This is a genomic window from Novacetimonas maltaceti (assembly GCF_002906255.1).
GTDB lineage: Bacteria > Pseudomonadota > Alphaproteobacteria > Acetobacterales > Acetobacteraceae > Novacetimonas > Novacetimonas maltaceti.
Genome location: NZ_POTC01000010.1, coordinates 59,649 through 77,942, shown reverse-complemented (window position 1 = coordinate 77,942; position 18,294 = coordinate 59,649). Strand labels below are relative to the sequence as shown.

The window sequence follows — 18,294 nt, the reverse complement described above, 5'->3', positions numbered from 1 at the left end:
ACGAGGGACGGCACGACACAATGTACACAGGGTCTACGCGCGATGCGCGCGAACGGGAATTAGCTGGATGGTCGGAGGTTTCCGCACCAAGTGCGCGCGCGTGCGCGAGGCCTGAATATCTGGTTTTGTCAGGTTTTCATGGCTTAAATATTATCCGTGCGCGCGCGTGCGCGATGCTGCCCCACCTACTTAGGGGGTGCAGCGTCTTTGTGGCCCAATAGCCGGTCCACGGCCTGCTGATCCTTCTGGATCATCGCCAGCAAGGTGCGGGCTGCTGGATCAGGCTTCCGGCGTCCCTGTTCCCAGTCCGCCACGGCAGAAGCGGTAAAGCCATACCGCCTGGCAAATGCGGCCTGCGACATTGGCCAATAACGCCTTTGTGGGTTTCGTGCGCCTCGCCTGATGCTGAACACGTCCACCACCTCCGGCGGCGTCCATTCGGATATGGGTTTTGTGGCTGTCATGCCGCATCATATTACGGGCTGAACTACCCCGGCAATGCCGGGATTAATAGAGCAGTACGCGCGCGCGCGCGAGGGAGCATTGATTGTCCCGTTTTGGATAATCAAGTCGGACGCAGTACGCGCGCGCGCGCGAGGGAGCATGTTATTTTTGGCTGTATTCCGCCATTCCTGTGCAAAGTTCCTGTTATCAAATGTTAACATTGAGACGCTGGAATCCGTCACTCGGGGAATACCCCGACTGGAGGCATTCGGCGGCGGCAATGATACACATGAGACAGGTCCACGCGCGCAATAGCGCAGCACGGCCATGACCCGCTGACTGCCTCTACTCCGCCGCGACATCAACCGGCGCAGGAACCAGAAGGTCAGCCGGTATTTTCCATGCAGCACGGATGGCGGTAATCATCGCCAGACTGAGTGAGCGTCGCCCCGTCATGATCTCGCTGGCGCGGGAGCGTGAGCCGATCACGCGCGCAAGGTCTGCCTGCGTCAATCCATTCTGATCCATGTGGAAGCGCAGCACGTCCAGGGGGGAAGGGTCAGGAATAGGATAGACCCGTTCTTCATACGCGCCGATCAGGGCAGCCAGCACCTCAAAACGGTCCGCTTCCGGCGTCCCGCGCACGGGTTCATGGTCAAAATACTGTTCAATTTCCTTGAGCGCCCATTCGTAATCCGCATCATCGCGGATCGGTCGGATATCCATCAGCATCATACTGTCTCCGGGTTGATCTTGTCATATTCGCGGTGCGTTCCGATGAACTTGACCAGGACGCGCTTATATTCATAGGAAACACGAACAATCAGGCGGTATTTGTTGCCGCCAATGTTGAAGATCACGCGGTTGTCAGCCACGAAATCAGCAGAGCGGGCCATTTCACGAATGTCTGCCGTCCCCACCCACTCCGCCTTGGAAACTACGCGGTGCCATGCCCGGAGCGGGGCCTCGGCCTGCGGGTGCTTTTCCCAGAAGGCGCGGAGCGTTTTGAGGGCAATGACTTGCATGTCATTATGTAACACGTTCCCGTTTTGGGATCAATGGATATATTCCATTTTCGGGAACATTCACGGATGCTGTTGGGTGGCTTCATTGCCGTCAACCCCACGTTCGGGCGCGTCTAAAGTAGACGAAAATAGACCGTGGCCGAGGGTCGAATGGGCCGCATATCATAGCAAGGTCGTACAGGTATCGGAGCATGACCCACTGACCGGCTTTGCAGCGAGTTGCACAATACGCGCGTGCGCGCGAGAGAGAATGTGACAGGCAGCGTTTGATTGTTTTTTCAAAGAAAATCAAATCGGCAGGCCATATTATTTTCGGCAGCTATATAGGAAATCAGCAGGTCGTTTTGATTTTTTTTCAAATGATTGTTTTTCAAACGATGGCTGTTTTCTGCCGGTTTTAGCGCGATTAAATCAAAACGGCTCCCCCGCAACCTGCTCCAATGCGTCTCAACAACTGAAAACCATTGAGTGCGGAGCGCGAATAAGCCCGGTGCCCTAGCTAGGGTCACACATCTTGCCGATCCGTTTTCTGTCCTATTCGGCCTCAAATGGCCCGACTTGGCCCGAAGGAAAGAAACAGCCTGTCCGGGCCGTTTAGGGCCATCTCGGGCCGAGTTGGAACAAATCAGGGAAGGCAAGATATGTTGCCCCATACGGGGCACCGGCCTGACTTGCATTCCATGCTCGACGTTGATGCGGGTGATCTGCTGGTGCGCCGCAATGTTTCGTGACCTATGGAGGGTTGACGGATATCTCTCTGATCGCAATGTATGGGGGGTCCGGTGAGGTGAGAACGGCTACCTCACGCACCTGCTAGCCGCAGGTAACTAACCTGGCACCTCTTATGCGGCAGAGAGGGCCAAGCCAAGAGATCGGGGATTGCGTCCCGCCCGGACAAGAAAAAAGACCGGTTCGCCGGTCTTTTTTTATGAGCGAACAGGAAGGCAGAGTCGGCCAGCGGCTCGTCTGGTGGTAATGGTCCGTTCTGGCACACGGTAGGCGGTCTTCACGCGATAAAGCCCGTCTCGGTCCCGTTCCAGCCCTACGGCAATCAGGACATATTCGCCTTCCTGCTGGCTTGATCGAAAGCGTATCACAAGTTCAAAATTGTCCGCATGTTTGGGGGCTTGCCCTATCAATCCGGGCGATTGGCCAACGCGCCGAAGGGCGGACATGCACATGGCATAGTCTTCTGGATGGTCCTTGGCGATATGCCAATGGGCCTGCCGACTGAGGTAAAGTTCCCCCGGTTCCAGGTCTGTCTTCAATGTGCGGTTAATAAGCTGAACGTCGAGAGGGCCTAATCGGAGCGCAACGCATTGAGCTTTGCTTGTGGGTGCCTCCACTTATTCGCTCTTCCTCAACCGCACCCCAGCCCCACCGCCATTCTCTGCAATGAACTCGACCCCGGCGTCTTCCAGGGCGGCACGGATGGCTTCGACCGTACGGGGATAAAGCGATTCCCCACGCTCAAGGCGGGTAATCGTGTTGGTGGAGACCTGAGCAAGCTCGGCCAATTCCCGCACGCCTAGGTTAAGACCCGCTCGGGCCATCTTGCATTGTTCTGGGGTCATATAAACTTCGCTACACTGTGTCGATCTTGGGTTGACCAAGGGGTAAAACTTGTGGACAGTGTAGCGACCTTGCGCTCTTTGGCAAGGCAGCCGGACGGGAAGGTGGAAGCTCCCGCGCCCGGCCTAACCACAACCGAAGGATGAATTCGGCAATGGCTAACCGTACTTATAGCACGCCCAGACCCACATGGGCATGTTCCCGGCTGGGTACAAGCGTACTCGGCTCCATTTTTCCCAAAGCTGGGAAAGCCCTCTTACTCACATCCGAGCATCTGGCAGCCGGGCTGATCTTCCCCGCGCTGCTCCTGCTCGCCCTGGCCGGGTTCGCCCAGCCGGAGGTTTTGCATCACACCAGTGCAAAAGTGCAGGCGATGGAGGCGGCCCGATGACCAGCCCCATCCGCAAGGCCACCATGGCCGCCCTTGGTGCTGATCGCCGCTGCTACAAAGAACCGGCCACGGCCAATGCGCAGGCCCAATCCGACCGTTTCCGGGCCGCCTACCGCAAGGTAATCCAGACCCCCGCCCGGTCCTTTGCCGACCTGCAGGACAAGGCCCGGCTGGTGATGCTGTTCGACCCGGACCCCAAGCAGATCGAGGGCAGCCTGGCACGCGACATTCTGGCGATGAAAGGGGGTGCGAAATGAGCAGATCCTTTGACAACGGCGAACTGATCGTAACCACGCACAATAACTGCGACGACCTGGACAGGCTCGTGCAGGCGCTTCGACTGATGGGCAGCCAGATGATGGACGCAGCCGACATCCCTGCACCTGAACCCACCAAAGAGGACGTTGGAGGGTGGGCAGATGGGCCGTATTGGGCCGCTCACACCTTGGAAAAAATTATCGCCAATCTGCGGAGGGCCGCAAAATGAGCAGTATCCCAAGTTTCCCAGCGATAGGGGAATATGCCCTCAACTGGCAGCAGAACACAGCCCAGCACTTGCGGAATACCCTTCACACGCTCGCGCATGACATGGACATGACCGATGAGGTCACCATGGAAATCAAGAGCCAGTGGATGGGCGTGGTGTTCTGGCTGGCTGACTTCACCGCGAAAATGGAGGCCACCGCACAGGAGGACGCCGAGGCGGTGAAAGCCGGAGGGTATGCAAAATGAAACGCATCCTGATCCACACAGCCCTGTGGTTTCTCATCCTGCTATCGGCCTGGACGATCCGGGCTGGCAACGCGCTGGGTATCCTGACGATGCGCCTGTGGGCGGAGATAAAGCCATGACGCCGGATGAAGCATACGCCACCCTGTTCGGGGTGCCGGACCCGATCCAGCGCGGGAAGCAATGGGCCGATGCTGTATGGGGCGTGGACGGTCTGCCCTTACAGGAGGCGCAAAGGCTGATGCGGGCGGAGGTCGAGGACATGCGGCACAGGCTGAAAGATGCCCCATGCGCCAGATATGAGCATGAGGGCATCCCCTTAGTGGATCGGCATGTGGACTACTTCACCGTCGCAGCCAAAGCGCGTCTGTATGACCTCTACATGGCCCATCAGCACTACAGGGGGCACGCATGAGCCGCCCCGCACGCACCTGGTCTGCCCGCGACCTGCGCCGGATTGAACACCTCCGCAAAGAGGGCCTGTCATGGCGCGAGGTAGGCGAGGCGATGGGCAGCAGTTCCGCGTCCTGCCACCGGGCATGGCGCGCGCATACAGCGCCGCCCAGCATCGCAACGCCCGACCGGCTGGCGGCCATACAGGCTGCCACCACGGAAATCAGTGTCATGGCCGGGATACTGGCCCGTATGGCGGAGGGGGACAAACAGACCGGCACTGAGCTGGCATGGCTAGCCGATGGGATCGGTCGATATGTCCACGCCATCGAGGACTGCATTTCATGAGAGACGATGTAGGGCTTAACCGTGGGGTGCCAGCGCCCCGAAGCCGGTTCCCCAAGGTCAATCCTGTTCCATGTTTGTCCGTGGTTGTCCCCTCCTGTCCGCAACTGTCACCTTAGGTGACACATCAGGATGCCCCTTAGAGGTCCACAGAAGCCCGTGGAGGGGTGTTTATGAGACAAACGGTGTGGGACCAGCCCCACGACGGTCATTGTGCCGTGTGGAGACATAGGAGACTTCCTACGGCATTTCGTATTGGAACCGCTTCGTTTGGGGTGTATAGAGAATCAGTGGCGCGTGACTCGCTTCTTCGGGAGCGTGTCGCCAAAAGAAAAGCCGCCCGGTGTTGGCGCACCGAAAGCGGCTTCTCGTTGGTAGTGTCATTGCTATCAGGACGGCGGAAAACCGCCAATCCGGCTAGAAAACACAGGTTCCGTTGGTGATGGTTCCTAAACATTCTTTAGGCGGACTCCGGTTTGGTTGACAAGGGAAAATCTGTGCATCTTTGCACAGGCCCTTGTGCTTCCCGACGCCCTGATAGCACCCTGAAACCCTTGGTTTACGGTGCTTTATGACCGAAGAAAACGACGACCTGATCCCTTTTGCCGATGCGATTGCGGAACTGAACAGCCAGCGTGCGACTCGGGGCGCTGGCGATAGCTTCCATGCGATGACGACCGCGTATTCCTACGCGGCAAGCGGGATGATCCCCACAATCAAGCGGGGCCGCTTCCGCTTCGTGCGCCGGTCTGACCTGCCCGTCATTGCCGCCCGCCTGCCTGTTGGCCGTACTGGCTGCACAACCTCCCACGCTATGGCCTGAGGGGGTGCGCATGATCGCTGGCGGCAATGAGAAGGCACCTCCGCATTATGTATCGGTGGTTGAGTGGGTGGCGCGGACGGGCATGTCCCGCACGGAAACATATCGCAAGCTGAATGACGGCAAGCTGATCGCAAAGAAGCTGGGACGTCGGACGGTGATTGATTTCCGGGCGGGACTGGCATGGCTCGCGTCCCTTCCCAGCGCAACATTCATCCCAAAAAGCAACGGCCCCCGTCATTAACTGAGGGAGCCGCGCCGGTGATGTATGGTGTCCTGAGGTCAGAGCCACCATACATCACCAAGGCGGAATTTCCCAAGTAAAATGACGGGCGGCACCTTAATAAGGTGGCAAGCCTGACATGGCAGAAACACATGCACACCCGGACTCCGTACACACGAATCCGGGGGATAAAATAGACTTCCAGGCAGTCAACAGCGCAGCCCTTGGCGTGCTGACGGCTCTACTCCTGCGCTGGCTGCCAGACGGCAGGCGTGAGGGGCACGAATGGGTATCACGCAACCCGCGCCGGGGGGACCGTAACCCCGGTTCGTTCAAAGTGAACATGAACACGGGCCGATGGTCTGATTTCGCTACGGGCGACCGGGGCGGTGATCCCGTATCCCTTGCGGCCTATCTGTTCGGGCTGTCCCAGATCGAGGCGGCACGGCAGTTATCCCTTATGCTTGGCGTGGGGGTGCAGCCATGACCGGCATTACCTCCGAAGCGAGCAGCCTTCCCGCAATGGCGTGCCTGTCTGGTGCGGCTCCGCTTGCGCCCCTGACAGATGAGGAAAAGGCGAAAGCCCAGACCATTGGCGGCCCGTCTGGCGAACAGTGGGAGCCGATCACACCCGCCCCCTGTGAACCTGAATTGCCGCGTGGCGCATCGTCCCTATGGGTTTACCGGGATGCGGAGGGCCGCCCCCTGTGTGCCCGGTTCCGCAAGGAACGCGAGGACGGTGGTAAGGATATTCTTCCCCTGTCCTATGGCCGCCGTGTGTGGACGGACAGTAAGGGCAACCGTCATGACGGCACCGGCTGGCACTGGAAGCAGGGACGCAAGCCGTTGCCGCTTTATGGACTGGATAAGTTGGCGGCCTCCACTGACGTGCCCGTGCTGCTGGTGGAAGGCGAAAAGACCGCGGACGCGGCGGGCCGCCTGTTCCCTGATTATGTGGTCATGACCTCCCAGGGTGGCAGCAAGGCGGCAGCAAATAATGACTGGTCACCTCTGGCGGGACGTAGCGTGACCATCTGGCCGGATAATGACGACGCTGGCAGCGGGTATGCCGATGCGGTCATTGCCGCCCTTGAGGATGCCGGGGCTGCGGTGGTGCGTACGGTGGCGGTGCCAGACAACCTGCCTCCCGGCTGGGATTTGGCCGATGACGTGCCGGATGACCTGACAGGCGGAGGGGAAACCTCCGATGTGGATTTCCTGCGCCCTTATCTGGATCAGGCCACGCCAGCCGTCGCAAACGTCAGGATGCCGCACGGTTACAGCATGGAGCGCGGGGGGCTGTATTTCACCGAGGAACAGGGTGGCGACCTGCCCCCGAAGAAGTTTTGGATATGCATCCCCTTCAACGTGATTGCCGAAACGCGGGACGTGGATGGCAACGGATGGGGCGTCCTGATTAGCTGGCTGGACCCGGACGGAAGGCCTCACCAATGGGCATTACCAAGGCGCATGGTGCATGGGGACGGCAAGGACATTGCCGGTGAACTTGAGGATGCGGGTTTCGGGTGCGCCGTCTCTGGGACGCGATTCCTTCGCCAGTTCTTTTCCTCCGTCCATACCGTGCGCCGCCTGCGCTGTGTCGATAAGTCGGGGTGGTATCATGACAATGGCAACGCCACCTTTGTCCTGCCCAATGGGGTGACGGTTGGCGCGGGGCGGCGTGATGTGGTGTTCCAGACAACCCGCATGGCACGGGGCGCGGAATACGGGACAGGCGGGACGTTGGCGGACTGGCAGCGCGATATTGCCGCCTATGCCGTGGGCAACAGCCGCCTTGCCTTTTCCCTGTCTGTCGCCTTCTGCGGCCCGCTGCTGGACCTGATGGGCGAACAGTCCGGTGGGTTCCACATCGTGGGCAAGAGCCAGTCCGGCAAGTCCACGTCCCTGTTCGCGGCGGGTTCGGTATGGGGCAAGGGCGACCGTGACGGACAGGTGCGGTCATGGCGCGGCACGTCCAACGGGACGGAGGGTATCGCGTCCGAGACCTCCGACACCCTGCTTGTCCTTGATGAGATGGGGCAGGCTAACAGCCGCGAAGTCGGTGAAATCACCTATATGCTGGCGAACAACAGCGGCAAGCAGCGTGCCGGGCGCAATGGCGAAGCCCGTGCCCGCAAGAGCTGGCGCGTGCTGTTCCTGTCCACCGGCGAAATCACGCTGGCGACCAAGATGGGGGAGGCCGGACAGCGCCCGATGGCGGGGCAGGAGGTCCGGCTTGTGAACGTGCAGGCCGATGCCGGTGCCGGGATGGGCCTGTTTGAAAACCTGCATGACATGGCCTCACCGGGCGACCTTGCCGATCATATCCGCCGTGCGGCCCGGACAAGCTACGGCACCGCAAGCCGTGCCTGGTTGCAGGCCCTTGTGCTGGATCGCAATGAGGATGAGGCTGCCCTTACCGATACCATCAAGCAGATCGTGGCACGATTTGAGGAACAGGCGTTGCCTGATGCTGCCCCTGTCGATGGGCAGGTGCGTTCCGTGGTGCGACGGTTTGGACTGGTGGCTGCTGCGGGTGAAATGGCAACCGCGTATGGCGTTCTGCCGTGGCAGCGCGGGGAGGCTACGCGGGCGGCTCTGGTATGCTTCCGTTCATGGCTTGATGAGCGTGGCGGCACCCAAGCAGCGGAGGACAGGACCGCAATCGAACAGGTCCGTCTTTTCATTGAGGAACACGGAGAGAGCCGTTTCACCCTGCTGGGTGGTCCCGATGGCGACGGCGATGATAGCCGCTCCCGCACGAGAGACCGTGCCGGATACCGCCGCAAGGTGACGACAGAAGGCGGTGCGGAGAAATGGGAATACCTGATCTTCCCCGCCGTGTGGCGTGAGGTCGTGTGTAAGGGGCTGGATGCAAAGCGGGCCGCGCAAAGCCTGATCGCCGCCGGGTATCTTAATTCTGGCAGGGGCGGCAAGGCATCATCATTCCTCAAAGACCCCGAACACGGCAAGTCCGTGCGCGTCTACACAATCACTGACGACATTATGGGTGGGGACAAATGATGGCCCATCCGGTCCCGGTCACACCGGTCACACCGCGTGTTTTTGCAGGTGTGACCGAAAGTGACCCTGAAAAACGGCGGAAAACAGCCAATCTGGACGCTGGTCACACCGGTCACACCGGTCACACCGCATTTTACAGACCCCGAACCGGGTTGGCGCTGTTTTCACCTGATAGCAGGCGGTCTGAGGTGCTGCCCGCCGCAGATAACAGCGCGGGGTATCTGTTGAGAACAACGGGCCTGAACAGGACGCACATTCACATCGGAGGTGGGCATCATGGTTAGTGCCGCCCTTGCCGGACTGATGGAGTGGGCAAAGTCGGATTGCGCCCCAGCGATCCCGGACCCCTCCGCCCTGCTGGCGCATCTGGATGATCTTGGGTGTCGTGTCGTGCTGGTGGATGGGCAACCGGCCATAAGGGGCAATACCGCCGCCATCACCCCCGACCTTATCAGGATGATGAAGCACAGCCGGGACGCCATCATCCAGATGCTGGAAGCAGCCGGACCATCCACAGCGCAGCCCCAACCGGATGAAAACCGTTCGGGCATCCGGCTCGACCCAAAGACCGGCAAGCTGCACCTGTTCGGCTCACCAGACCCGCAATGGCTGAAAGGTCAGGGATGGAAATGGGATCAGAACCGCCGCCGTTATATGGCTTCCTATCCACATGACCGGGAGGACGCCACGCCTAAGTACATGATCGGCGGCGGCCCGCGCCTGCCTGATGACTACCCCGAAATTATCTATGCCCCTGACAACAATGAGGACGCCTGACATGAGCAATCCCAAATATGCAACGGCCCGCGCTGTGCCGACCGTGATGGCTGATCCCACAACACTCGACCCGAAGGCCGTGCGGTGTTTGTGGACGCGGCCTGTCCCGGCAGGGATGGGGGATGCAACCTATCTGCCATCTGTGGTGTTCGTGGACGGCACGGAATGCCCGCTTGCCTGTGCGATGGACGGGCTGGCGGCTCGCCAGTTCTGCCAGAAGATTGCCGCTGTCCATGACTGGCCCGTGAAGGATGGCCGCGCACTGGATGAAAGCCGGGAAGTCGCACAGGCCCGCATCATGGCGTCACTGGATGATAACGACCGCAAGACCGTTGATGGCGTGGGTATGGTGAACATGCCTGGCACAGGCAGGATCGCGGCCATGTTCGCGCATGATGCCGGACTGCCCTACGGATTCGCTATGGAGGCCGTAACGCGACGGCTTACGGCGTTGTTTCGCCAGATGGTCATACCGGGGCAGGACACGGACGAGCACAGGCAGGCGGCAATGGATGCAGCCACAGACAAGATGGCTGAACTCTACCGGGGCGAGAAGCCGCAACCGGGCCTGTCTGAACTGGGTACGCACGGCGCTGGCGTGGTGATTGCCGATTACTGCCATGACCGGAACCGGACAGACGATGACTACCAGCGTGCCTTGACGGCAACCCTTGAGGCATTGGGTGATTTGTGGACGGAGCGCGGCATCGGGGAAGTGGAGCGCAACCGCATGACCGATGAGGTGATGGATACCAGCCTGCGCCGCTGGTTTGCCCTTACAGGAAGGGTTGTGGCGGGGTGACGGCAGGCGGGCCGATAACAGGACGACCCACAAAGGAATATGGATCAGACAGACAGGCAGGGGGCTTCCAGAAATGGAGGCCCTTTTTTTATGTGTGTGGGTAACACCCGTACACCGACCTTCTTACTTTGTAGGTCAACCTTTTTCATTACGATATCAAAACAAACATACACCCCATCCTGCCTGCCAAAGCCATCCAAGCGGCAGTTTTAAGAGGGGTATTAAGGGGGGTAAGCCAAAAGGCGACCCCTGAAAAACGGCTATATTCTGCGATTTTCTGAAAATGAATGGCGGACTCGAAAGGATTCGAACCTTCGACCTTCGCCTTCGGAGGGCGACGCTCTATCCAGCTGAGCTACGAGTCCACTGCCGCCCTGCATACCCTGTCGGGGCCGCGAACGCCAGCCCTGAAATGGTGCAATTTCACTTCCGCACCAGCCCGTCCATCTGCGCGGGCAGGAAGAAGGGCGGCTGCGCGTGGCCTGCCTGCGCGTCGTTCCATGTGCTGGCCGCGATGTCGCCGCCCGATGGCAGGAAATCGTCGGGCCGTTCGACCCATGACACGATGTCGCGCATGACCTTGTCCCCCTGCCGCCCGCGCAGCAGCAGGTGATAGCCCGCCGGGATGAAATCGCGCCGCGCGCCCGGCGGCAGGCGCGCCCATGCCCGCGTCATCGCCGCAAGCGGCACCAGCTGGTCCCGCCCGCCATAGATTGCCAGCACCGGGCCACGCATGCGCCCCACGTCATGGGCCGCGCGGTGCATCAGCATCGCAAGCCCCGCAAGCGCGGTCGTGCGCGTCGTGCGCAGCGTCAGCGGGTCGTAATACAGCCGCGCCAGCGCCAGCATGTCGTCGGACGCCGTGACATGCACCGGCAGTTCGCGTCCCGTCAGCCGCCATTGCGGCGCAAGGGTGGCCATCGCCCACAACGTCGCGTCCGTCCCCGCGCCAAGGTCCCACACCGCGGGCGCCAGCAGGATATAGCCCGCGATGGGCGGCCCGTCCGCCGGCACAGTCGCATGCGTACCAGCGGGTGCGCCCGCCTGCGCCGACATGCACACCGCAACCGCGCCGCCCATGCTTTCGCCCATCACATAAAGCGGCAGGCCGGGATTTTCATGCGCGATGGCTGCGGCCTCCGCCCGGGCGGCGGCAACCATCGCGTCCGTTCCCGCCCATCCGCCCCGGTCCGGCATCGCGCCGAATCCCGGCTGGTCCGGGGCATAGAGCGTGATCCCCTGCCGCGCGAGGACCGGGCCGGGACGTTCCCACGCATCGCGGCTGTCGTTGAAGCCATGCAGCGCAAGGACCACCGCGCGTGGCGTCCCCGTCGCACGCCATACGCGCATCGGCACCCGCCCCGTGCCGGGCACGTCCATCACCCGGTCGGGCGGCACGAGGCGGCCAAGATCCGCATGGCGCGCCGGCGGGACGGGTGTGGGGACATCATGCGTCGCGCATCCGGCCAGAAGGAAAAGGAACGCCGGATAAAGCAGGCGTGACAGGCGAAGGTTTGAAAGCACGGCAATCCTGCGTATCATCGTCATCGACGCCACGGGTCTGCCGGGGCATCGCACTCCATGTCCGGACAACAAGCCCGAGGTTCATCGAAATGCAAGACCTGACCAAACACCAGCCCAACCCGACGCCCCATCCCGTCCTGGGCCTGGTCGAGACGATCGTGGTCGATTCGCGCGTCCTGTCGTGCGATGGCGGCCTTGGCGCGCTGGGCCATCCGCGCGTGTTCCTGCGCATCGCGGACCACCAGACCTTCTGCCCCTACTGCTCGCGCCTGTTCGTGCTCAACCCCGGGGCAACCAGCGGCGATACGCACTGAAAACCCCTGATCCGATGCACACTGACGCGCAGGTCCGCCTGATCCTTGTGGATGGTTCCGGTTTCATTTTCCGCGCCTTCCACGCCTTGCCCCCCATGACCAGCCCGGACGGAACGCCCGTCAATGCGGTATTCGGATTCACCAACATGCTCGCACGGCTGCTGCGTGAGCATGCGGGAACACATCTGGCGGTCATCTTCGATGCGGGACGCCACACGTTCCGCAACGACCTGTATGACCAGTACAAGGCCCATCGCCCCGAACCGCCGGAGGACCTGCGCCCGCAGTTCGCGCTGGTGCGCGACGCCACCGCCGCCTTCAGCGTGCCCGCGATCGAGGAGGCGGGATGGGAAGCCGACGACCTGATCGCGGCCTATGCGCGCAAGGCGACGGATGCGGGGGGCACGTGCACCATCATCTCCTCCGACAAGGACCTGATGCAGCTTGTGCGCCCCGGCGTGCAGATGATGGACCCGATCAAGCAGAAACCCATTGGCGAGGCCGAGGTCCGCGCCAAGTTCGGCGTCGCCCCCGCGCAGGTCATCGACGTGCAGGCCTTGATCGGCGATCCGGTGGACAACGTGCCCGGCGTGCCGGGAATCGGGCCGAAGACGGCAGCAACGCTGATGGAGGAGTACGGCTCGCTCGACGCCATCCTTGACGCGGCGGCGGGGATGAAGGCGTCAAAGCGGCGCGACAACCTGATCGCGCATGCGGACATGGCCCGCCTGTCACGCCAGCTTGTCACCCTGCGCGAGGACGCGCCCTGCCCCGTCCCGCTGTCGGATCTGGCCTGCTGCGACGTGGACCAGGCGCGACTCGGCCCCTGGCTGGAGGAGATGGGCTTCCGCTCCCTGATGCAGCGCATCGGCCTGCCCGCCACCGGGACCGCGGCGAAAAGGCGCGCGCCCACCGCCCCGGCCCCTGCGGCGGTTTCGGGCGAACCCGTGACCGCCCCCCTCGCAGCACCCGATGCGCCCTATGGCGAGTATGAAACCGTCACCGACGCCGACACGCTGCGCGCATGGGTGGCGGAGGCGCAGGCCGCGGGCGTGTGCGCGGTGGATACGGAAACCGATGGCCTCGACCCGCTGCGCGCGGGGCTGGTGGGGATCTCGCTGGCCACGCGGCCGGGGCGTGCGTGCTACATCCCGCTGGCGCATGAGGGCGACCTGATGGACAGCGCATCGATCACGCAGATGGATGTCGCCGTCGTGCTGGAGTGCCTGTCGGGCCTGCTGGTGGACCCCTCGGTGCTCAAGGTGTTCCAGAACGCCAAGTTCGACCTGGAGGTGCTGGTCCGCGCGGGCGCCCCGCAGCCCACGCCCATCGACGACACGATGCTGATTTCCTATGCCCAGTTCGCGGGCAAGCATACGCAGGGCATGGACGAACTGTCGCGGCTGTACCTTGACCACACGCCCATCCCCTATGACGAGGTGACGGGCACCGGGCGCAACCGCATCCCCTTCGCCCGTGTCGATATCGCGCGCGCCACCACCTACGCCGCCGAGGACGCGGACGTGACGCTGCGCCTGTGGCAGGTGCTGCGCCCGCTGCTGCGCCCCAACAAGGCGCTGGCGCTGTATGAGGAGCTGGAACGCCCGCTGGTGGAGATACTGGCGGACATGGAGCGGGTGGGCATCGCGGTCGATGCCAACGACCTGCGCGCCATGTCGGTCGAATTCGCAGGCCGCATGGCCACGATTGAGGCGCGCATCCACACCCTTGCCGGGCGGGAGTTCAATGTCGGCTCCCCCAAGCAGCTGGGCGAGATCCTGTTTGACGAGATGGGACTTGCCGGCGGCAAGCGCATGAAGTCCGGCGCGTGGGGGACGGATTCGTCCGTGCTGCAGGACCTTGCGGACAAGGGGCACGACCTGCCGGCCGAAGTGCTGGCATGGCGGCAGCTGGCCAAGCTCAAGAGCACCTATGCCGATGCGCTGGTCAACCAGGTCGATCCCGAAACCGGGCGGGTGCATACCTCCTTCCAGATGGCGGTGACGACGACGGGACGGCTGTCGTCAAACGATCCCAACCTGCAGAACATCCCCGTACGCACCGAAGAAGGCGGGCGCATCCGCCGCGCCTTCATCGCGCCTGCGGGCCATGTGCTGCTGTCGGCGGATTATTCGCAGATCGAACTGCGGCTGCTGGCGCACGTGGCGGACATCCCCGCCCTGAAGGAAGCCTTTGCGCTGGGGCAGGACATCCATGCCCGCACCGCGTCCGAAGTGTTCAACATCCCCATCGAGGGGATGGACCCGCTGACGCGCCGCCGGGCGAAGGCGATCAATTTCGGCATCATCTATGGCATCAGCGCCTTCGGCCTCGGGCGGCAGCTTGGCATCCCGCCGGGGGAGGCACGGGGTTATATCGACGCCTATTTCGCGCGCTATCCCGGCATCCGCGACTACATGGAGCGCACGCGCGACGAGGCCCGCGCCAACGGGTACGTGGTCACGCCGTTCGGGCGGCGCTGCTGGGTGCCCGAAATCAACGGGCGCAACGCCGCACGGCGCAATTATGCCGAACGCCAGGCCATCAACGCCCCGCTGCAGGGGGGGGCGGCCGACATCATAAAACGCGCGATGGTGCGGATTCCTCACGAAATGCGTGAGGCAGGGCTTGACGGACGCATGCTGCTTCAGGTCCATGACGAACTTCTGTTCGAGGTGCGGCACGAAGAGGCGGACCGTCTCGCCGCCCTTGTAAAGCAGGTCATGGAATCCGCAGCGACCCTTTCCGTGCCGCTGGTGGTGGAGACCGGGACCGGAACGAATTGGGCGGACGCACACTGATGCTGAGTAAACGCGACAGGTTTATCCTTATCGTCACGGTGGTGATTTTGACGGTTTCAACGCTGGTGGGATATGTGGGCTACCGCATCTTCGACCGGATGGCCCCGCCGCTGACCACCTATGGCAACGAGGTCGGCGGCTCCTTCCGCCTGGTCAACGGGGCGGACGGGTCGGTGCTCGACAGTGATTTCCGCGGGCGCTGGATGCTGGTCTATTTCGGCTCCACCCACTGTCCCGACACGGTGTGTGGCGCAACGATGGCGGCCATGGCGAAGGCGATGGACATCCTTGGCCCGGCAAAGGCACGCCATGTCGCGCCGATCTTCATCTCGCTCGACCCCATGCGCGACACGTCCGACGTGCTGCGCACCTATACGCTGCGCTTTGGCCCGCGCCTGTTCAGCATGACCGGATCGCCCAAGATGATCGAGGCCGTGGCCCGTGAATACCATGCCCCCTATGTGCGCCAGCCGCTCGAAGGTGGGGACTACATGATGGAACCGGCGTCGCAGATCGTCATCATGTCCCCCACCGAGCGGTATTCCGGCACGATCCCCACGACCGCCACGGGGCAGGAGATCGCCGACCGGATCGAGCAGTTGATGGCGGACCAGAAGTGAGGCCACTCCGACTGGGCCTCGCCCTGGCCGTCGCCGGCATGGCCTGCCTGCACGGCGCGGGGGTGGCGCGGGCGGCGGACCACCGGGGCGGGACGCTGCGGCTGACGGCGCGGGCCTCCGCCGGGACGCTGGACCCGCAGATCGACTATGACACCATGTACATGCAGCTGTTCAACATCGTCTATGACGGGCTGCTGAACTTCCGCAAGGCACAGGGACCGGCAGGCAGCGAACTGGTCCCCGACCTTGCCGAATCCCTGCCCGATACCCCTGACGGGGGACGGACATGGATCTTCACCCTGCGGCGCGGCGTGCGCTTTTCCGACGGGCGGGAGGTCGGGCTGGATGACGTGGTGGCGTCGCTGCGGCGGATCTTCATCGTCGGCAGCCCGACCGCAGGCTCGTTCTATGGCGGGATCATCGGCGCGGATGACTGCATGCGCGATCCCGCGCACTGCACCCTGGCCGATGGGGTGCAGACCGACCCCGCGACCCGGCGCATCACCATCCGCCTGAAGGAACCGGACGCGGAATTCCCGCAGAAGATCGCCTTCCCCCATGCCTCCATCCTGCCGGCCGACACGCCGCTGCATGACGTGGGCAACAGCCCGATCCCCGGCACGGGGCCATACCATATCGTCGCCTACGACCCGCAGCAGCACATGCAACTGGCGCGCAACCCGTATTTCCATGCGTGGAACAACGATGCGCAGCCCGATGGCTATGTCGATGCCATTTCCTATGATTTCGGCCTGTCGGACGAAGACGCGGTCACGGCGGTCGAAAACGGGCAGTATGACTGGGCCTTTGGCAACAAGCCACTGGACCGTCTGGGCGAACTGGGTGCGCGCTATACCGCGCAGGTGCATGTGCAGCCACTCTACGGGCTGTATTTCATGCCGATGAACGTCAACCTGCCGCCGTTCAACAACATCAAGGCGCGACAGGCGGTCAATTACGCGCTCGACCGCCGGGCGATGACGATCCTGGTCGGTGGCGGTGCGCTTGGCGCGCCATTATGTTCGATGGTGCCGCCCGGCCTGCTGCCCAATGACGGGCAATGTGCCTATACCCGCGATGCCTCCCCCGACCATCCCGCGCCCGCATGGCGGGGGCCTGACCTGGAACGCGCGCGACAGCTGGTGCGTGAAAGCGGCACGGCGGGACAGGACGTGACACTGGTCGTCCCCGCCAACGCGGTGGACATGAGCATGGGGACCTATGTGCGCGGCATGCTGCAGGCCATCGGCTATAACGCGCATGTCCGCAACGTGTCGAAGACCATCCATTCGACCTATATCGAAAATACCGACAACCATGTGCAGATCAGCCTGCGCGAATGGTATGCGGACTATCCCTCGCCTTCCAACTTCCTCGATACCCTGTTCGGGTGCGAGAACTTCCATCCCCATTCCGACAGTTCGATCAACATCTCCGGCTTCTGCAACGCGCAGGTGCAGCAGGTGATGGACCGCGCCCGCGCAACCGTCGATCCCGACGCGGCGCGCGCGCTGTGGATACAGGCCAACGACCTGATTACCCGCGACTCCCCCGCTGTTCCGGTCATCCACATGAACTATGTGGACCTGGTGTCGAAGCGTCTGGGGAATTATTTCTATACCACCCTGTACCACATGATCTTTTCACAGGTGTGGGTGCAGTAGCGCCAGGGTTGGGGCCGTCTTTTTTCAGAAAGGCGGCGTTCCTTGAAGCTTTTTGAAAAAAGCTTCACCAAAAACTTTTGATTATTTTCAGATTTTTTGAAAAGTCCTGAAATTTTCAAAAGTCTTTTTGCTTCTTTTTCTTCAGGAAAAGAAGACCTTCCGCCCCGGATACGGGCGCATCCGCAAAGGATGCGCCCGCATGGAAGTCCAGGGTCAGAGCATCGACTTGGCGCGTGCCTCGACCTTCGCGCAGGCGGCGCGACGGATGTCGGTCGACGCATCTTCCAGCGAGATCGGCGCCTTGCCGCCGACCTTCAGCAGGCCGGTGGACCCATCGGCATACGACATGTTGCCCTTGCTGTTGGACGGGACGTCATTGGTCTTCTTGTTCAGGGCCGCAAGGACGGGCCATGCTTCCGAAGCGGTCAGGTAGTTGGACTGGATGCAGTAGTTGAGGATACCGCCAAGGTCAGCAGGCTTGGCCGAGGACACGGCGGACATCACCGTCTTTTCCGACAGCGAGCCCATCTTGATCTGTTCCACCTGGTTGGCGACGCCCGCGCCCGTCGGCGGGTTGATTTCGGCATGCGCCAGCACGGGGGCGGCGGACAGCAGGGTTACAACGGCACCGGCGGAAAGGACGCGACCGAGACACGAGATCATTTTGTTCACCTTTGTTCAATTATTGCGCGACCAGACGCAACGGCATGCGTGACTGGCGTGTGTCAGTACGTGTCATGTTACCATGGGATGCCCGCCCCGGCCCCCTGCACTGCATATGCCAGACATTCGTCTTTTGGATATATAACAGCAATGCCATGGACGC

22 protein-coding genes and 1 tRNA gene are annotated in these 18,294 nt (G+C 62.1%); 16 read left to right on the top strand and 7 right to left on the bottom strand.

The features are described from left to right. Nucleotides 1-789: 789 nt before the first annotated feature. The 4 genes from KMAL_RS05775 to KMAL_RS05765 all read right to left on the bottom strand — a co-directional run bounded on the left by KMAL_RS05775 (nucleotide 790) and on the right by KMAL_RS05765 (nucleotide 3,022). Nucleotides 790-1,170, bottom strand: coding sequence for a helix-turn-helix domain-containing protein (locus KMAL_RS05775; protein ID WP_110094816.1), 381 nt, complete (start codon nucleotides 1,168-1,170; stop codon nucleotides 790-792). 5 nt (nucleotides 1,171-1,175) lie between these two features. Next, nucleotides 1,176-1,469, bottom strand: a complete 294-nt coding sequence (locus KMAL_RS05770) for a type II toxin-antitoxin system HigB family toxin (RefSeq protein ID WP_110094791.1) — start codon at nucleotides 1,467-1,469, stop codon at nucleotides 1,176-1,178. A gap of 278 nt (nucleotides 1,470-1,747) precedes the next feature. Beyond that, nucleotides 1,748-1,978, bottom strand: a complete 231-nt coding sequence (locus KMAL_RS16870; RefSeq protein WP_146044160.1) for a hypothetical protein — start codon at nucleotides 1,976-1,978, stop codon at nucleotides 1,748-1,750. 837 nt (nucleotides 1,979-2,815) lie between these two features. Further along, nucleotides 2,816-3,022 (bottom strand): transcriptional regulator, encoded by a 207-nt coding sequence (locus tag KMAL_RS05765; RefSeq protein ID WP_110094815.1) that lies wholly within the window; start codon nucleotides 3,020-3,022, stop codon nucleotides 2,816-2,818. Nucleotides 3,023-3,428: 406 nt separating this feature from the next. Between KMAL_RS05765 and KMAL_RS05755 the strand changes: the two genes are divergently transcribed. The 12 genes from KMAL_RS05755 to KMAL_RS05705 all read left to right on the top strand — a co-directional run bounded on the left by KMAL_RS05755 (nucleotide 3,429) and on the right by KMAL_RS05705 (nucleotide 10,545). Then, on the top strand, nucleotides 3,429-3,689 hold the full coding sequence (locus KMAL_RS05755) for a hypothetical protein (protein WP_110094789.1): 261 nt from the start codon (nucleotides 3,429-3,431) through the stop codon (nucleotides 3,687-3,689). Next, nucleotides 3,686-3,919, top strand: a complete 234-nt coding sequence (locus KMAL_RS05750) for a hypothetical protein (protein WP_110094788.1) — start codon at nucleotides 3,686-3,688, stop codon at nucleotides 3,917-3,919. Before KMAL_RS05755 ends, KMAL_RS05750 begins: the two co-directional genes overlap by 4 nt. Then, complete coding sequence (locus KMAL_RS05745; RefSeq protein ID WP_110094787.1) at nucleotides 3,916-4,164, top strand: hypothetical protein; 249 nt, start codon at nucleotides 3,916-3,918, stop codon at nucleotides 4,162-4,164. The genes KMAL_RS05750 and KMAL_RS05745 overlap by 4 nt, the downstream gene beginning before the upstream one ends. Continuing rightward, a complete protein-coding gene (locus KMAL_RS17775) occupies nucleotides 4,161-4,283 on the top strand; it encodes a hypothetical protein (RefSeq protein WP_275399311.1) in 123 nt (40 codons plus the stop codon). The genes KMAL_RS05745 and KMAL_RS17775 overlap by 4 nt, the downstream gene beginning before the upstream one ends. Then, complete coding sequence (locus tag KMAL_RS05740; RefSeq protein WP_110094786.1) at nucleotides 4,280-4,576, top strand: hypothetical protein; 297 nt, start codon at nucleotides 4,280-4,282, stop codon at nucleotides 4,574-4,576. The genes KMAL_RS17775 and KMAL_RS05740 overlap by 4 nt, the downstream gene beginning before the upstream one ends. Next, on the top strand, nucleotides 4,573-4,902 hold the full coding sequence (locus KMAL_RS05735; protein ID WP_110094785.1) for a hypothetical protein: 330 nt from the start codon (nucleotides 4,573-4,575) through the stop codon (nucleotides 4,900-4,902). Before KMAL_RS05740 ends, KMAL_RS05735 begins: the two co-directional genes overlap by 4 nt. Nucleotides 4,903-5,470: 568 nt before the next feature. Further along, a complete protein-coding gene (locus tag KMAL_RS05730; RefSeq protein ID WP_110094784.1) occupies nucleotides 5,471-5,722 on the top strand; it encodes a hypothetical protein in 252 nt (83 codons plus the stop codon). A 10-nt stretch (nucleotides 5,723-5,732) separates the two neighbouring features. Next, nucleotides 5,733-5,963, top strand: coding sequence for a hypothetical protein (locus tag KMAL_RS05725; protein WP_239019964.1), 231 nt, complete (start codon nucleotides 5,733-5,735; stop codon nucleotides 5,961-5,963). A gap of 118 nt (nucleotides 5,964-6,081) precedes the next feature. Further along, nucleotides 6,082-6,429 carry a hypothetical protein gene (locus tag KMAL_RS05720; protein WP_110094783.1) on the top strand — a complete coding sequence of 116 codons (348 nt, stop codon included), beginning with the start codon at nucleotides 6,082-6,084 and terminating at the stop codon, nucleotides 6,427-6,429. Then, nucleotides 6,426-8,966, top strand: a complete 2,541-nt coding sequence (locus KMAL_RS05715) for a DUF927 domain-containing protein (protein ID WP_110094782.1) — start codon at nucleotides 6,426-6,428, stop codon at nucleotides 8,964-8,966. The genes KMAL_RS05720 and KMAL_RS05715 overlap by 4 nt, the downstream gene beginning before the upstream one ends. 276 nt (nucleotides 8,967-9,242) lie before the next feature. After that, nucleotides 9,243-9,743: a hypothetical protein gene (locus KMAL_RS05710; protein WP_239019963.1), complete on the top strand. Its 501-nt coding sequence runs from the start codon at nucleotides 9,243-9,245 to the stop codon at nucleotides 9,741-9,743. A 1-nt stretch (nucleotide 9,744) separates the two neighbouring features. After that, nucleotides 9,745-10,545: a hypothetical protein gene (locus KMAL_RS05705; RefSeq protein ID WP_239019962.1), complete on the top strand. Its 801-nt coding sequence runs from the start codon at nucleotides 9,745-9,747 to the stop codon at nucleotides 10,543-10,545. A 288-nt stretch (nucleotides 10,546-10,833) separates the two neighbouring features. Here the strand turns inward: KMAL_RS05705 and KMAL_RS05700 are convergent. Further along, nucleotides 10,834-10,910, bottom strand: a tRNA-Arg gene (locus KMAL_RS05700). Between the two features lie 58 nt (nucleotides 10,911-10,968). After that, a complete protein-coding gene (locus KMAL_RS05695; protein WP_110094814.1) occupies nucleotides 10,969-12,087 on the bottom strand; it encodes an alpha/beta hydrolase in 1,119 nt (372 codons plus the stop codon). Between the two features lie 71 nt (nucleotides 12,088-12,158). Here KMAL_RS05695 and KMAL_RS05690 point away from each other — a divergent pair, with 71 nt between their 5' ends. Genes KMAL_RS05690 through KMAL_RS05675 form a run of 4 tightly spaced genes read left to right on the top strand, consistent with a single transcriptional unit; the run spans nucleotide 12,159 to nucleotide 17,468 of the window. Then, nucleotides 12,159-12,383, top strand: a complete 225-nt coding sequence (locus KMAL_RS05690) for a zinc-finger domain-containing protein (protein WP_110094779.1) — start codon at nucleotides 12,159-12,161, stop codon at nucleotides 12,381-12,383. Between the two features lie 14 nt (nucleotides 12,384-12,397). Next, nucleotides 12,398-15,184 (top strand): DNA polymerase I, encoded by a 2,787-nt coding sequence (gene polA, locus KMAL_RS05685; RefSeq protein WP_110094778.1) that lies wholly within the window; start codon nucleotides 12,398-12,400, stop codon nucleotides 15,182-15,184. Next, on the top strand, nucleotides 15,184-15,804 hold the full coding sequence (locus KMAL_RS05680; RefSeq protein ID WP_180999744.1) for an SCO family protein: 621 nt from the start codon (nucleotides 15,184-15,186) through the stop codon (nucleotides 15,802-15,804). The genes polA and KMAL_RS05680 overlap by 1 nt, the downstream gene beginning before the upstream one ends. Then, nucleotides 15,801-17,468 carry an ABC transporter substrate-binding protein gene (locus KMAL_RS05675; RefSeq protein WP_456306374.1) on the top strand — a complete coding sequence of 556 codons (1,668 nt, stop codon included), beginning with the start codon at nucleotides 15,801-15,803 and terminating at the stop codon, nucleotides 17,466-17,468. Before KMAL_RS05680 ends, KMAL_RS05675 begins: the two co-directional genes overlap by 4 nt. A 213-nt stretch (nucleotides 17,469-17,681) precedes the next feature. On the opposite strand, the gene KMAL_RS05670 is transcribed toward KMAL_RS05675, so the two are convergent. Continuing rightward, entirely contained in the window at nucleotides 17,682-18,131 is a 450-nt protein-coding gene (locus KMAL_RS05670; RefSeq protein ID WP_110094777.1) for a DUF2501 domain-containing protein, read from the bottom strand. Nucleotides 18,132-18,294 lie beyond the last annotated feature (163 nt).